General features: G+C 71.7%; 13 protein-coding genes and 1 other RNA gene. 10 read left to right on the top strand and 4 right to left on the bottom strand.

Features of this window, described 5'->3' with window-relative positions; genetic code table 11:
• Positions 1–154 precede the first annotated feature (154 nt).
• From ftsZ to BQ7106_RS03810, 8 genes are all read left to right on the top strand, one after another.
• Positions 155–1,279 (top strand): cell division protein FtsZ, encoded by a 1,125-nt coding sequence (ftsZ, locus tag BQ7106_RS03845; protein WP_205407661.1) that lies wholly within the window; start codon positions 155–157, stop codon positions 1,277–1,279.
• A 35-nt stretch (positions 1,280–1,314) separates the two neighbouring features.
• Positions 1,315–2,106, top strand: coding sequence for a purine nucleoside phosphorylase YfiH/LACC1 family protein (locus BQ7106_RS03840; protein ID WP_338064442.1), 792 nt, complete (start codon positions 1,315–1,317; stop codon positions 2,104–2,106).
• Positions 2,103–2,831, top strand: coding sequence for a YggS family pyridoxal phosphate-dependent enzyme (locus BQ7106_RS03835; RefSeq protein WP_072371494.1), 729 nt, complete (start codon positions 2,103–2,105; stop codon positions 2,829–2,831). The genes BQ7106_RS03840 and BQ7106_RS03835 overlap by 4 nt, the downstream gene beginning before the upstream one ends.
• Before the next feature lie 45 nt (positions 2,832–2,876).
• Positions 2,877–3,536 carry a cell division protein SepF gene (locus BQ7106_RS03830; protein ID WP_072371491.1) on the top strand — a complete coding sequence of 220 codons (660 nt, stop codon included), beginning with the start codon at positions 2,877–2,879 and terminating at the stop codon, positions 3,534–3,536.
• A 10-nt stretch (positions 3,537–3,546) separates the two neighbouring features.
• Entirely contained in the window at positions 3,547–4,356 is an 810-nt protein-coding gene (gene proC, locus BQ7106_RS03825) for a pyrroline-5-carboxylate reductase (RefSeq protein WP_072371487.1), read from the top strand.
• A 68-nt stretch (positions 4,357–4,424) separates the two neighbouring features.
• Positions 4,425–4,688: a YggT family protein gene (locus BQ7106_RS03820; RefSeq protein WP_072371484.1), complete on the top strand. Its 264-nt coding sequence runs from the start codon at positions 4,425–4,427 to the stop codon at positions 4,686–4,688.
• Between the two features lie 57 nt (positions 4,689–4,745).
• Positions 4,746–5,408 (top strand): DivIVA domain-containing protein, encoded by a 663-nt coding sequence (locus BQ7106_RS03815; RefSeq protein WP_072371481.1) that lies wholly within the window; start codon positions 4,746–4,748, stop codon positions 5,406–5,408.
• A gap of 573 nt (positions 5,409–5,981) precedes the next feature.
• On the top strand, positions 5,982–7,091 hold the full coding sequence (locus tag BQ7106_RS03810) for a hypothetical protein (RefSeq protein WP_072371478.1): 1,110 nt from the start codon (positions 5,982–5,984) through the stop codon (positions 7,089–7,091).
• A 202-nt stretch (positions 7,092–7,293) separates the two neighbouring features.
• Here BQ7106_RS03810 and BQ7106_RS03805 read toward each other — a convergent pair whose 3' ends face one another.
• From BQ7106_RS03805 to rnpB, 3 genes are all read right to left on the bottom strand, one after another.
• The gene (locus BQ7106_RS03805; protein WP_072371475.1) at positions 7,294–8,214 is read right to left on the bottom strand and encodes a TIGR03915 family putative DNA repair protein; all 921 of its coding nucleotides are present in this window, start codon (positions 8,212–8,214) and stop codon (positions 7,294–7,296) included.
• Between the two features lie 10 nt (positions 8,215–8,224).
• The gene (locus BQ7106_RS03800) at positions 8,225–9,661 is read right to left on the bottom strand and encodes a putative DNA modification/repair radical SAM protein (protein WP_072371471.1); all 1,437 of its coding nucleotides are present in this window, start codon (positions 9,659–9,661) and stop codon (positions 8,225–8,227) included.
• Positions 9,662–9,794: 133 nt separating this feature from the next.
• Positions 9,795–10,157: RNase P RNA component class A (rnpB, locus tag BQ7106_RS03795), an RNA gene on the bottom strand.
• Positions 10,158–10,278: 121 nt separating this feature from the next.
• Here rnpB and BQ7106_RS03790 point away from each other — a divergent pair.
• A complete protein-coding gene (locus BQ7106_RS03790; RefSeq protein ID WP_072371468.1) occupies positions 10,279–10,812 on the top strand; it encodes a PTS sugar transporter subunit IIA in 534 nt (177 codons plus the stop codon).
• Positions 10,809–11,450 (top strand): IMPACT family protein, encoded by a 642-nt coding sequence (locus tag BQ7106_RS03785; RefSeq protein WP_072371465.1) that lies wholly within the window; start codon positions 10,809–10,811, stop codon positions 11,448–11,450. The genes BQ7106_RS03790 and BQ7106_RS03785 overlap by 4 nt, the downstream gene beginning before the upstream one ends.
• A 120-nt stretch (positions 11,451–11,570) precedes the next feature.
• Here the strand turns inward: BQ7106_RS03785 and BQ7106_RS03780 are convergent, their stop codons facing one another.
• Positions 11,571–13,016 carry a C1 family peptidase gene (locus BQ7106_RS03780; RefSeq protein ID WP_072371462.1) on the bottom strand — a complete coding sequence of 482 codons (1,446 nt, stop codon included), beginning with the start codon at positions 13,014–13,016 and terminating at the stop codon, positions 11,571–11,573.
• Position 13,017 lies beyond the last annotated feature (1 nt).

Here is a 13,017-nt window from a genome sequence, read left to right as displayed (position 1 = left end):
CAAACTGTTTGACGGCGGACCCTCAAGTGTGCCAATATACGTCGCTTAATCCAAAGCGTTGAGGTTAACCTGAGCTTTAGGGTTTTGACGCCGCGGCGAGCACAGACACAGAAACGTAGGAGCACTGGAGCCAAGGCCCTTCGAGGAGGACACGATGATCAAGGACACCGACACCCTCAACAACTACCTCGCCGTCATCAAGGTCGTGGGCGTGGGCGGAGGCGGCACCAACGCCGTGAACCGCATGATCGAGGAGGGGATTCGCGGTGTCGAGTTCGTGGCCGTCAACACGGACGCCCAGGCGCTCGCCATCTCCGACGCCGACATCAAGGTCCACATCGGCACGGACATCACCAAGGGCCTCGGCGCCGGCGCCAACCCCGAGGTCGGCAAGGAGGCGGCCGAGGACTCGCGCGACGAGCTCAAGGCGGCGCTCGCCGGCTCCGACATGGTCTTCATCACCGCTGGCGAGGGCGGCGGCACCGGCACCGGCGCCGCGCCGGTCGTCGCGGACATCGCCAAGAACGACGTTGGCGCCCTCACCGTGGGCGTCGTCACCAAGCCCTTCGCCTTCGAGGGCCGCAAGCGCTACGGCTCGGCCATGGAGGGCATCAAGAACCTCTCCGAGAACGTCGACACGCTCATCGTGATCCCCAACGACCGCCTGCTCGACCTCTCCGAGAAGAAGACCACCATGCTTGAGGCCTTCCGCATGGCCGACGACGTGCTGTGCCAGGGCACCCAGGGCATCACCGACCTCATCACGGTCCCGGGCCTCATCAACCTCGACTTCGCCGACGTCTGCACCATCATGAAGGGCGCGGGCACGGCCATGATGGGCATCGGCATCGCCTCCGGCGACAACCGCGCCACCGACGCGGCCGAGGAGGCCATCTCCAGCCGCCTGCTCGAGAGCTCCATCGACGGCGCCACCCGCGTGCTGCTCTCCATCGCCGGCAACAAGGACCTCGGCATCCAGGAGATCAACGACGCCGCGGACCTCGTCGCCAAGAACGTCGACCCCGAGGCCAACATCATCTTCGGCACCGTCGTCGACGAGTCCCTGGGCGACCAGGTGCGCGTGACCGTCATCGCCACGGGCTTCAGCGACGCCAACGTCCAGCAGACGCTGCCGTCCATGTCCATGCCCGTCTCGCGCCCGGCTGCCCAGCCGGCCTCGCGCCCGGCCCCGGCCCCCGCTCCGTCCACGAGCCGCTCCTCGTCCTCCAACGACAAGGAGTTCGACATCCCCGACTTCCTGAAGCGCAGCCGCATCTAGCGATGCCCGCCCTCGAGAGACACCAGGTCGGCGGCGTGACCCTGCTCACCGACGCGCGCGTCGGGGGCGGGGTCTCGTTCGCCTTCACCGAGCGCACGGGCGGCGTGTCGAGGGGAGACTTCGCCTCGCTCAACCTTGGCTCCTCGTGCGGGGACGACCCCGCCGCGGTCGCCGAGAACCGCCGCCGCGCCCTCGCCGCGATCGGCGCCGGCGACCTCGCCGGGCGTCTCGTCTGCCCGCGCCAGGTCCACGGCGCGCGCGTGGTCGGCGTGACCTCCTCCGATGACGCGTCCGTCCGCGCCGCCCAGCGCGAGGCCGAGGCCGGCGCGGACGCCGTGGTGTGCACGGCGCGCGACGTGCCGGTGCTGCTGTGCTTCGCGGACTGCGTCCCGGTGGTGCTCGTCGCGCCGGGCGGCTTCGCCGTGGCGCACTCCGGCTGGCGCGGCACGATGGCGAGGATCTCGGCCGCGACCGTCCGCGCGCTTTGCGAGGCCACGGGGGCGGCAGCCGAGGACGTGCGCGCGTACGTGGGCCCCCACGTCCTCGTGGACGACTACGAGGTCTCCGAGGAGCTCGCCGCGAGCTTCGCGTCCGAGTTCGGCCCGCAGGTCGTCCGCGGGCGCCGGCTCGACCTCTCGCGCGCGATCGCTCTGACGCTCGAGGAGGAGGGGGTCGCCCCCGACGCCGTCGCCTGGTGCGCGGCGTCCACGGCGAGCTCGACCGACAGGTTCTTCTCGTACCGCGCCGAGGGCGGGTCCTGCGGCCGGCACGGGGCGCTCGCGTGCATGCGCGCGGGCGACGTCAACGGGGAGGCGAGGGGTCTATGAGCGACGTTTTCTCCTACGAGTCCTTCCTGGGCGAACGGCGCCGGGAGGTCCTCGAGCGGGTGGCGCGCGCGGCGGCTCGCGCGGGCCGCGACGCGAGCGAGGTCGAGGCGATCGCGGTCTCCAAGACCGTCGGGCCGGAGGAGGTCCTGCTCGCGAAGCGGGCGGGCTGGTCGGCGTTCGGCGAGAACCGCCCCCAGGAGCTGGTCCGCAAGCTCGAGGCGCTCTCCGGCGAGCCCGACATGGCGGGGGCGCGCTTCGACATGATCGGCAACCTCCAGAAGAACAAGATCAACCAGGTCATCGGCCGCGCCGCGCTCATCCACTCCGTGTCCTCGGCCCACCTCGCCGAGGCGATCTCTTCGCGCTGCGTGGCGCGCGGGATCGTGGCCGACGTCCTGCTCGAGGTCAACGTCTCCGGCGAGGCGACCAAGTCCGGCCTCTCGCCCGACGAGGCGCGCACCGGTGCCGAGGGCATCGCGGCGCTGCCGGGCATCCGCGTGCTCGGCCTCATGACGATGGCCCCCGCCCGCGACGCGGACGCGGCGCGCCGGACCTTCTCGGGCCTGCGCGAGCTCGCCGCGGAGCTGCGAGGTCGCACGGGGCTCGCCCTGCCGACCCTCTCGTGCGGCATGAGCGACGACTTCGAGGTCGCGGTGGAGGAGGGCTCGACCCTCATCCGCCTGGGACGATGCGTGTTCGACCAGGGCTACGCCCTGAGCAGGTGAGAGTTCGCGCCGCGCGGCGGCGCATGAGAAGAAGGAGAGAAGAACATGGGCTTTCTCGACTCTATCAAGGACCGCCTGCGCGGCGGGTCGGACGACTACTACGACGATGACTACTACGACGAGGGCGACGGCTACGAGGGCGAGGCCGGCGGGTACGCGCACGACGCGCGCCGCCGCGACCCCGGCTCGAGCCCGCGGCTGCTCGGCAACACCCCGCGCCCCGAGGCGGAGAGCGTCTCGGTCTACACGCGCTCCGGTCGCCCGGTGAGCGCGCGCCCGGCGCCCGCGCCGACGCCGCAGCCGAGCTACCACCCCGCGCCCGAGCCCGGTCCCGCCGCCTCCCACGACGCCACCACGGTCATGCGCCCCGTCTCCGCGCCGACCCCCGGCGACCTCGGGCCGCGCACCATCCCGCGCGTGAGCTCCGGCCAGCTGCCGCCCTACGTCCTGAAGCCCGTCTCCTACGACGACGTCCAGACCGTGGTTCGCCGCGTCCGCACGGGCCAGCCGGTCGTGCTCGTCTTCCGGAACACCAACATCGAGACCGCGAAGCGCATCCTCGACTTCTCGTTCGGCCTCTCCTTCGGCATCGGCGGCGAGGTCAGCGAGCTCGGTGACCGCGTCTTCGCGGTGCTCCCGGCCGGCATCGAGCTGACGCGCGCCGACATCGACAAGCTCGTCGCCGACGGCGACCTCGTCCGCTAGGGGGGAGCGCATGGCACAGCTTGACGTCACCGTCGGCGTCGTCGGCGTCGGCGCCATGGGTGGCTCCATCGCCCGCGGCCTCGTCGAGTCCGGCACCATCGAGGCGGCCCGCCTCCTCGCGTGCGACCCCGACCCGTCGCGCGCCGAGGGGCTCGCGGCGCTGGGCGCCCGCATCGTCGCGAGCGCGCGCGAGCTTCTCGCGGAGGGTCCCGACGTGCTCGTCCTCGCGGTGAAGCCGCAGGTCATCGGGAGCGTCATGGAGGAGGTCGCCGACTGCTGCGAGGGCACGCTCGTCGTGTCGATCGCCGCCGGGGTCACCACCGCCGCAATCGCGGCGTCGCTGCCCGCGGCGCGCGTCGTGCGCGTGATGCCCAACCTGCCGGTGCAGGTGCGCTCCGGCGCCTCGACGGTCTGCGCCGGCCCCCGCGCGACCGGTGCCGACGTCGAGCTCGTCCGCGAGCTCTTCGCGGCCCTCGGCACCGCCTGCGTCGTGAGGGAGGACCAGCTCGACGCCGCGGGCGCCGTGGTGGGCACCGCCCCCGCGTTCTTCTCGCTGTTCGTCGACGCGCTCACGCGGGCGGGCGTCCGCGCCGGCATGCCGGCGCAGGCGTGCCGCGAGCTGCTCGAGACCACGATGCTGGGCTGCGCGGAGCAGCTCCTCTCCGAGGGCGTCCACCCGCGCGCCTACATGGAGCGCGTCACCTCGCCGGGTGGCACGACGGTGGCCGCGCTGCGCGAGCTCGAGCCGCTGCTCGTGGAGGGGACCGAGGAGGCCGTCGACGCGGCGCTCGCCAGGACGCGAGAGCTTGCCGGGGCGTGATGCTGGGTACGATGAGGGTGTCGGCGCTTCGCGCCGTCGCGTCCGAACAACGCTCCGAAAGGTAGGGAATGCTCAACTTCGTCGTCCTTATCCAGCGGCTCTGCGACATCTACGGCTGGCTGATCGTCATCTGGTGCATCCTGTCGTGGGTGCCTCGGACGGGCTCGGGCCTGTTCGAGGACGTCCGCGCGGCCATCGCCACGCTCGTGGAGCCCTACCTCAACCTCTTCAGGCGATTCGTCCCGCCGCTCATGGGCATCGACTTCTCGCCCGTTATTGCAATCTTGGTGCTCAGCCTCGTTGAGCGGGTGCTTCTCACCGCGATTCTGTAGACTAGGGTTTGTATTGCGCGGGCGCGCCCGCGCCCTGCGAAGCGAAAGGGAACAAGAATGGCAATCACAGCCGCAGACATCGAACAGCAGACCTTCTCTCCCTCCAAGCACGGCTACGACACCGAGGAGGTCGACGCCTTCCTCGAGCAGCTCGCGACCGAGGTCGACGCCATGTTCAAGAAGATGGCCGACCTGAAGGGCCGCCTGACCTCCACCGAGCAGCAGCTCTCCGCCGCCCAGGCGCAGATCGCCAGCCTCGAGGAGCGCGGCTCCGTGACCGTGGCCGCCCCCGTCGCCCCGGCGCCCTCCGACTCCATCACCGCCTCCGAGCGCCAGATCTCCCAGGTGCTCATCGTCGCCCAGCAGTCCGCCGACAAGCTCGTGGCCGACGCGCGCGACAACGCCGAGAAGATCCGCAACGACGCCGACGCCAAGGCGCGCGAGGTCATCCGCCAGGCGCTCGCCGAGAAGCAGAACGAGCTCGACGAGATCGACCGCCTCAAGGCCTCCCGCGAGGAGTTCCGCGCCGAGTACAAGAAGCTCCTGCAGCACTTCATGGACGACGCCGAGGCCATGTTCCCGGCGCAGGTGTCCTTCTCGAGCGCTCCCAACGGCTCCTCCGGCACCACGCACGCCGACGCGCCGGTGTCCGCCCCCGCGCCCGTGACGCCGCCCGCCGCCTCCGCCGTCAACCTCGGCGACTTCGGCGACCTCGACTAGGAGCCTCGCACTGCGAGTTCGAGCGGCCTCGTGCCTTCCCGGCGCGGGGCCGCCTTCGTGCGCGGCGGGCGCGCCGCGTCGCGTTGGCGGCCTGCGGGTGATCTGGCGAGCGGCCGGGTGGCCGGGTGGCCGGGCTGCCGGGTGGCCGGGTGGTCGGGTGGCCGAGCTGCCGGGTGGCCGAGCATGCCATATCGTCCAGACTGCCATATTGCACAGAACGGGGTCCCGGAGGGGGCGGAACTGTGTCTCTAGGCATGCTCGACTCGCCCGCCGCGTCGCCGCCTGGCCCTTGCCCCTGCCGCGCCACCCGCAATCCCGTGTTCCCCGCTGCCCCGAGACCCTTCCTGCGCAGGTGCCGTTCGCCGAAATCGCACTGACGTCCCAAACTGACGAGCATGCCATATCGCACGCAATTCTCCCTTTGAGAGGGTTGCGGGAGGACTAGGCCGTGCACTTTGGCATGCTCGACTGAGGGGCGTGTTTTCCCCTCGTGCCGCTGGCCGATGACGTGGTCGTCGGCAGCGGCGCCCGTGAGAGAATCTGTGCATTTTCATCTTCGGGGGAGGGGGTACCATGAGCAAGGAAGTCGAGCGGAGGATAGCCCGGGAGCTTGCCCGTGCCGAGGCGGCCGGATCGTGCCTGTGCCCGACGAGCCGCGCCGACCGCGCCGCTCTCGAGCGGCGGCTGGGTCACGTGCGAGACAATCCCGAGCGGCGAATCATCTCCCCGATGCCCGGCCTCTACGTTCGCTGGGCGCACTGGCGCCTCCTCAAGCAGCCGGCACGGTGCCTGCACCTCATGCGCGGGCTCGCCGCCCTCCACCCCGACTGGGTGTTCTGCGGTCCCTCGGCCGCGATGGTCCACGGCCTGTCGGTCTCGTGGTCAGAGCTGCGCAGGGTGCACGTCATCTGCGGGCCGCGCGATGGCCGCCGCCTCTCCGGGCGGATTGTCCGCCATCAGATCGAAGGGGAGGAGCCGCAGGTCGTGGCTGGCCTGCGCGTCACGTCGGCGCTGAGGGCCGCGTTCGACTGCATGTCCGTCATGGACTTTCCGGACGCGCTCGCCATCGCCGACTCGGTGCTGCGCCTGTCGGGCATGCGCAACACGACGCTCATGAGCCTCATGCGGCGCGACTTTCGAGGGCGTCGAGGCATCGCCCGCGTGCTCGCTACCTGCTGCTGGGCGGACCCGCGTCCCGAGAACGGAGGGGAGTCCGTCGCGCGGGCAATCATGATCGAGCGGGGCGTCGCGCTTCCGGCGCTCCAGGTCGAGCTCGTCGACCCGCTCGACGAGCGCCGCAGGTTTCGCGTTGACTTCTCGTGGCTCGGCAAGGACGGAAGGCCCTCGATTGGTGAGCTCGACGGCCTTATCAAGTACACCGGCGAGCTGTTCTCGGACGCCATGACGCTTGATGACGTTCTGCGCGGCGAGCGTCGGCGCGAGGCGCGGGTAACCGCCTACGACGCGCGGGTCGCGCGCTTCTCGCTCGACGAGGTCCGAAATGACGAGAGCTTCTGGAAGATCATCGAGCTCTATCGGATTCCCTACGGGCCCGCGCCGGAGAAGGTCCACGGCATACCCGTCTTCCGAGCGCATGTCGAGGGGTGGCGGCCGGGCCTGGGGGAGGATGACTTCGTGACGCCCGAGGGGATGCACGTCCGCTATCGCGTCGTCGCCGCGTGAGCCTCCGGTTGTCGCGACGCCACGCCCCGTCGCCCGCCTCCTTGGTTGTCGAGCATGCCACGTCGCACAGTCTGCCATATTGCACAGAACGGGGGGAGAGAGGGGGCCAAACCGTGCATTCTGGCACGCTCGAGCCGGTGGAGCTCCTGAGGGATCGATGCCGCGCCCGCTTGGTCCCGCCACAGGCGCCGCCCGCGGCCGCCTAGGCCCCGCCCCCCGTCCCCGCGAGGCGCCCGGCGCCGCCCGCGTAGCGCTCGGGGGCCGCTCCGCCGGGGTCGGCGGAGCGGGGGTCGAACTCGGCCATGCGGCCGCGCAGCCGAGCGGGGACGTGCCGGGACTGCAGGTCGTAGCCGCGCTCCCCGGGACCGCGCCCGGGCAGCGAGACGTGGTCGAAGAAGCGCCTCCACAGGGCGCGGACGTAGCGCTCGTCCTCTGCGAGGCCCTCGGTCTCGAGCTCGAGCAGGCGCTGGCAGAGCGCCTCGTCGAGGCGCACGACCGCGCAGCGCGGGCTGCGCGCCTCGTGGAAGGCGGCCATGTGGTGCCGCGGGTCCACGAGGCAGAAGCGCTCGGTGCCCATGCGCCGCGCGAAGTGGTCGGCGACGAGGGGCACGGTGCTGGCGGCCGGCTCGAACGCCGCGACCCACGAGCCGTCGGCGAGGTGCGAGAAGCGCACGAACTGGCGGGTGCGCTCCACCTCTCCCAGCACGCGGCGCGCGAGGTCGTCGACGGCGAGCACGCGCTTGTCCGTGGCGCGGGCGTGAAGCTCCCAGGGGCGCGAGAAGCCCAGCCTGAGGTAGCGGTGGACCGCCTCCGGCGCGCACCCCTCGTCCGAGGCGCAGGCGAGCACCGCCCGCCGCGCGCACTCGCGCCCCGCCCTGCGGCGAAACCCCACGAGCACGCGTCGCGAGAGCGCGACGACCTCGTCGCTGGAGTCGTCGAGCGGGCCGAGCGCGACCTGCCCCAGCCGGGGCTGGCACCCGTCGGCGCGACAGAGCTCGAGCTGGGCCTCCCGCACGTGCGCGAGGTAGCCCGCGCCCACCGAGGCGACGATTCCCTCGGCCGTGGGCTCGCAGGCGAGCAGGACGCCGTAGCGCCTCGTCGTCTCGGCGAGCGCCGAGACCATGCGCCCCACCTCAGAAGAGGCGGAGCTGACCTCCCTCGAGCTCGCGTCTCCTGCAGTTGTAGGCACCTGACCTGGCATCGCTCGTCACCCTCTCCCGGATGAGCTCCGCGTCGAGCGGGCTCTGGTCGTCTCGTCGCCCCCCGCACGTGAGGAAGTGGCGCGCCCTCCCGAGCGTGACGCGCAGGGCGCGCAGGTCGTCAAAGGTCACGGGGCCGCGCGCCCGGGCGGCCACGATGCGCCGCGCGCCGACCGGGCCCACCCCCGGCACGCGCAGCAGCAGCTCGAGCGGCGCGTCCATGACCTCGACGGGGAAGCGGTCCAGGTTGCGCAGGGCCCACGCGAGCTTGGGGTCGAGATCGAGGTCGAGCCAGGGCTCCTCGGGCGTGACGAGCTCGGAGGGTTCGAAGCCGTAGTAGCGCATGAGCCAGTCCGCCTGGTAGAGCCGGTGCTCGCGACGGAGCGGAACGGGCGAGCCGCGGTCCGGGAGCCGCGCGTCGTCGAGCATGGGCATGTAGGCCGAGAAGAACACGCGCCTCAGGTCGAAGCGGTCATAGAGCGCCTTCGAGAGCGTGAGGACCCGGTTGTCGTCCTCGGGGGTGGCGCCGACGATGAGCTGCGTGGACTGCCCCGCCGGGGCGAACGAGCGCCCGCGCGGGCCCACGGGGCGCCTCCGCAGGGTGAGGCCGAGCGCCGAGCCCGAGCCCGCCGCGAGCAGCGGCATCGGGCCCCGTGCTCGGCGCGCCCCGCCCCTCCCGGCGTGGCCGGGGAGGCCGGGCTGATCCCCGGGGGCGCGACCCGGGAGCCGCCCTCCCGCGCCGCGCCCCCGCTCCTCGAGAAGGCGCCGCTCCTCGTCGGCGCGTCGCGCGCGGATCTGGGCCATGGGTCGCAGGACCTCGTCGCGGCGCTTCTGGGGGCAGAGTGACTCGAGCGAGGCGGCGCTGGGGAGCTCGATGTTCACGGAGAGGCGGTCCGCCAGCACCCCGAGCTCCCCGACGAGCTCCGGCGAGGTCCCGGGGATGACCTTGGCGTGCACGTAGCCGTTGAAGCGCAGGTCGTTGCGCAGGATGCGCAGGCACGCCAGCATGCGCTCGGTGGTGGCGTCTGGGGTCCCGAGCACGCCGGACGAGAGGAAGAGCCCCTCGACGTAGTTGCGCCGGTAGAAGTCGACCGTGAGCTCGGCGAGCTCGCGCGGGGAGAAGGTGGCCCGCGCGCACGAGGCCGAGCTGCGACTCACGCAGTAGGCGCAGTCGTGGCTGCAGGCGTTGGACATGAGGACCTTGAGCAGGGTGACGCAGCGCCCGTCCGGCGTGAACGCGTGGCAGCAGCCTGCCGGCTGCGCGGTCCCGAGCGCGCCCGCGCGCGGGGCGCGCGACGCCCCCGACGAGGTGCACGCGGCGTCGTAGCGCGCCGCCTCGGCGAGGATCGCGAGCTTGTCGAGCGTGTCCATCGTGCCTCCCAGTCCCGAACACCTGTTTGTGAACAGGGTAGCACAGGGACCGGACACATGTTCGAGCCGAGGTTCTTCTCGCCGGCGGCTGCGGTGACAGGGGCCGCGACGGGCCTGCTCGGGGAGGGTGGAGGTGCGAGGTGGGCCGATAAGCCGGGTTCTGTCGTGGGCGGCCATTTATCTAGGACGACCGTCTCCGGTCGCCTCGAGCGCGCAACCCGAGCGCGGTGCGGGCCACACCATGGCGCTCCTATTTGCGTTTGCTCCGGAAGGGGCTTGCCAAGCCGCCGTGTTGCCACGACGCTGGTGGTCTCTTACACCACCGTTTCAGCTTTTCCCTCAACGGGACGTGCCCGCCAGCGGGAGTCTTCTTTTCTGCGGCGCTTTCCGTCGGGTTACCCCGCCCGGCCGTTAGCCGGCTTCCTGCCCTGTGGAGCCCGGACTTTCCTCATGGCGCCCCGTCTCCGGGGAGCCCCGCGGTCGCCTGGCCCACCTCGCGGACAGGATTCTACCATGAAACGCGGCTCGCCCGCCCCGCTCCGCTTGGACTACAATACGTCGTGGAAAAATGCACGCACGCCGTCCCCCCGGCGGCAAGGCGAGGAAAGGTTTGTCACGTGGGCCTGTTCGACAAGCTGAGCCGCACCCTCCCGGGGGCGCGCAGGCAGGTGCCCGACGCGGTGACGGTGGCACAGGACCCCCAGACCGTCTTTGCCCCGGTGGCAGGCAGCGTGGTGGCGCTCGACGCCGTGGCGGACCCGGCCTTCGCGCAGGGGATGCTCGGGCGCGGCGTGGGGATCAAGGCGGAGGGCGACGTCGCGTTCGCCCCGGTGTCGGGCACGGTGGTTGCCGACGTCAAGACGAAGCACGCGCTGCTCATACGCGCCGAGTGCGGCGCCGAGGTCCTGCTGCACGTGGGGCTCGACTCCGTGCGCCTGCGCGGGGCGGGGTTCAGGACCTACGTCCGCAAGGGCGACGACGTGCGCGCCGGCCAGCCGGTGATGAGCTTCGACCGCTCGCTCATGGCGGAGCGCGGGCTCGACGACACGGTGGTCGTGACCGTGACCAACTCCGACGCGTTCGCCGCGGTGGAGCCGGTGTGCGCGGGCGAGGTCTCGGCGGGGTCCGAGCTGCTCAGGTGCGAGCGGTGACGGGGGAGGGCTACCTGACGCTCGCCCGGGGCGCCGAGGCGCGCGGGGAGTTCGAGGACCGGCGCAGTCGCTTCATCGCGCAGCTCGCGCACGTCGGGGGCGAGGCGGAGGCCGAGGCGTTCGTCGCGGAGGTCCGCTCGCGCCACCACGACGCGCGCCACAACGTCCCCGCATGGGTCCTGGCGGACGGGCGCGAGCGCTGCTCGGACGACGGCGAGCCGAGCCGGACGAGCGGGATGCCCGTGCTCGACGTCCTGCGCGGAGCGGGCCTGGCCGACGTCTGCTGCGTGGTGACGCGCTACTTCGGCGGCACGCTCCTGGGGCCGGGCGGCCTGGTGCGCGCGTACACGGCCGCCGCGCAGGCCGCGGTGGCGGCTGCCGAGCGGGACGGCCTGGTCGTCGAGATGACGCTCGTGACGCCCGTGACCGTGCAGCTGCCCTACGCGCTCTACGACTGCGTGACGCGCCTGTGCGCGGACGCGGGGGGCAAGGTGAGCGACTCGCTCTTCGCGCAGGACGTGCAGCTCACCTGCGCGTTTCGCGCCGGCGACGAGGCGCGCTTCGTGTCCTCGGTGCGCGAGCTGGCGAACGGCGAGGAGCTCGCCCGCGCGGGCGAGCCGCGCTTCGCGCAGTTCTAGCGTGCAAAGGGGTGCAAAGGGGACAGGCACTTTTGCACGACCGTGCAAAAGTGCCTGTCCCCTTTGCACGGGCCGCCGCGCGTCGAGAAGAACGCGCGGCGGCCGGGCTGTCCCCCTGTGTCACACGCGCGGGGCCAGGGCGCAGCCGACGTTGGTCCAGGGCTCGACCTCCACGACGGGGGCGCTGTCCCACAGCTCGAGGTACTCGGCCGGCACGAACTCGCGCCTCACCACGACCTCGCCGCCGTAGGTGCGGTACCAGTCAGCGCTCGCCACGAGGTAGCCGTCCTTGCAGCTGTCCTCGCCCCAGCTGTTCTCGATGCGCCAGGCCACGGGGCACCCGTCGTCGCCGAGCTGCACGCCCTGGAAGGTCATCGCGTGGGTGTTGCGCGTCTCGCGGGCGTCGAGCATGTCCTCGCGGCTCATGGAGAGGTCCACGCCGAAGAGGCCCTCGTAGTCCATCGTGTCGCACGCGAGCACGCCGGGGAAGTCCTCGATGCGCCGCGGGAACTGCTGGCCCACGTCGCAGGCCATCTCGCACGGCACGCCCGCGCGCAGCGACGCCACCGCCGCGTCCTCGAGCACCTCGAACGGCACGTTGAGGAAGCGCACCGGCACGCCGCCGGCCATGGTGTCCGAGAAGCGCCGGTGGTACACGGTGCCGAACGGGCGGCTCTCGCCGGGGAGGTGCTCGAGCTGCACGTAGTCGCTCGGGTCAAAGGGCACGTAGCGCTCGGCGAACTCCCGCGGCGTGATGCCGCGGTCGACGAGCAGGCGGCGCGGGCCGTCCTTCTCGTCCGCCTCTGCGCCCTCCTGCACGACGAGGCGCGCCGGGTCCACCTTGCACGCCTTGCCCACGACGACCTCGACGTCGATCGTCAGCGGCGGCTCGCCCAGGCACACGGCGAGCACCTGGTGGCACTGCGCCACCATCGAGTCCTTGGCCGCGCGCACCGCGTCCATGTCGGCGCCGCCCGCCACCAGGCGGCGCAGCTCCATCGCGCTCTTGCGGAACAGGCGCTCGAGCTGGGCGTTCATCTGGTCCGCGTCCTTGGTGCAGGCGCTCTCGGGCATGGCGTCCTTGGGGACGAGCCCCCACTTCCTGATGATGTTCATCGCGGCGGGGTAGTAGTTGCCGTCGCCCATCGAGTGCTCGAGCAGGTCGGCGACCTCGCGCGAGTCGATGGGCAGGCCGGCGGTCTCGATGACGTACTCGAGGCCGACGTTGAACTTCTCGAGCTTGTCGTAGAAGAAGCCGAAGGCCTGCGAGAACTCGAAGTCGTCGACGTCGAGCAGCTCCATCGTGGCCGCGCGGGCCACGTTGAAGGCCGAGAACATCCAGCAGCGCCCGGAGTGGCGCTGGTTGGTGACCTTGCCCGTGCGCTTGCGCGAGACCCCGAAGGTGTCGTGGTAGGTGCGCATGCGCGCCACGTCGCGCGCGGCGGCGTGGACGTTCATCGAGGTCACGGCGTTTCTCGCCACGCGGTTGGCGCGATCAGCCGAGAAGGACGCGGTGAGCTCGTCGACGGACTGCGGCGCGATGGCGCCCGCGGAGTAGTCTCTCATG

Origin of the sequence: Thermophilibacter mediterraneus (assembly GCF_900119385.1) — a bacterium.
Lineage (GTDB): Bacteria > Actinomycetota > Coriobacteriia > Coriobacteriales > Atopobiaceae > Thermophilibacter > Thermophilibacter mediterraneus.
This window is presented reverse-complemented; position numbering and strand designations above follow the sequence as displayed.

Bases quoted from the DNA above. Each gene is read 5' to 3' on its own strand.
- BQ7106_RS03830 (WP_072371491.1), top strand. From the start codon at position 2,877: ATGGGCTTTCTCGACTCTATCAAGGACCGCCTGCGCGGCGGGTCGGAC.
- BQ7106_RS03800 (WP_072371471.1), bottom strand. From the start codon at position 9,661: ATGGACACGCTCGACAAGCTCGCGATCCTCGCCGAGGCGGCGCGCTAC.
- BQ7106_RS03805 (WP_072371475.1), bottom strand. From the start codon at position 8,214: ATGGTCTCGGCGCTCGCCGAGACGACGAGGCGCTACGGCGTCCTGCTC.
- ftsZ (WP_205407661.1), top strand. From the start codon at position 155: ATGATCAAGGACACCGACACCCTCAACAACTACCTCGCCGTCATCAAG.
- BQ7106_RS03820 (WP_072371484.1), top strand. From the start codon at position 4,425: ATGCTCAACTTCGTCGTCCTTATCCAGCGGCTCTGCGACATCTACGGC.
- BQ7106_RS03810 (WP_072371478.1), top strand. From the start codon at position 5,982: ATGAGCAAGGAAGTCGAGCGGAGGATAGCCCGGGAGCTTGCCCGTGCC.
- BQ7106_RS03815 (WP_072371481.1), top strand. From the start codon at position 4,746: ATGGCAATCACAGCCGCAGACATCGAACAGCAGACCTTCTCTCCCTCC.
- BQ7106_RS03835 (WP_072371494.1), top strand. From the start codon at position 2,103: ATGAGCGACGTTTTCTCCTACGAGTCCTTCCTGGGCGAACGGCGCCGG.
- proC (WP_072371487.1), top strand. From the start codon at position 3,547: ATGGCACAGCTTGACGTCACCGTCGGCGTCGTCGGCGTCGGCGCCATG.
- BQ7106_RS03780 (WP_072371462.1), bottom strand. From the start codon at position 13,016: ATGAGAGACTACTCCGCGGGCGCCATCGCGCCGCAGTCCGTCGACGAG.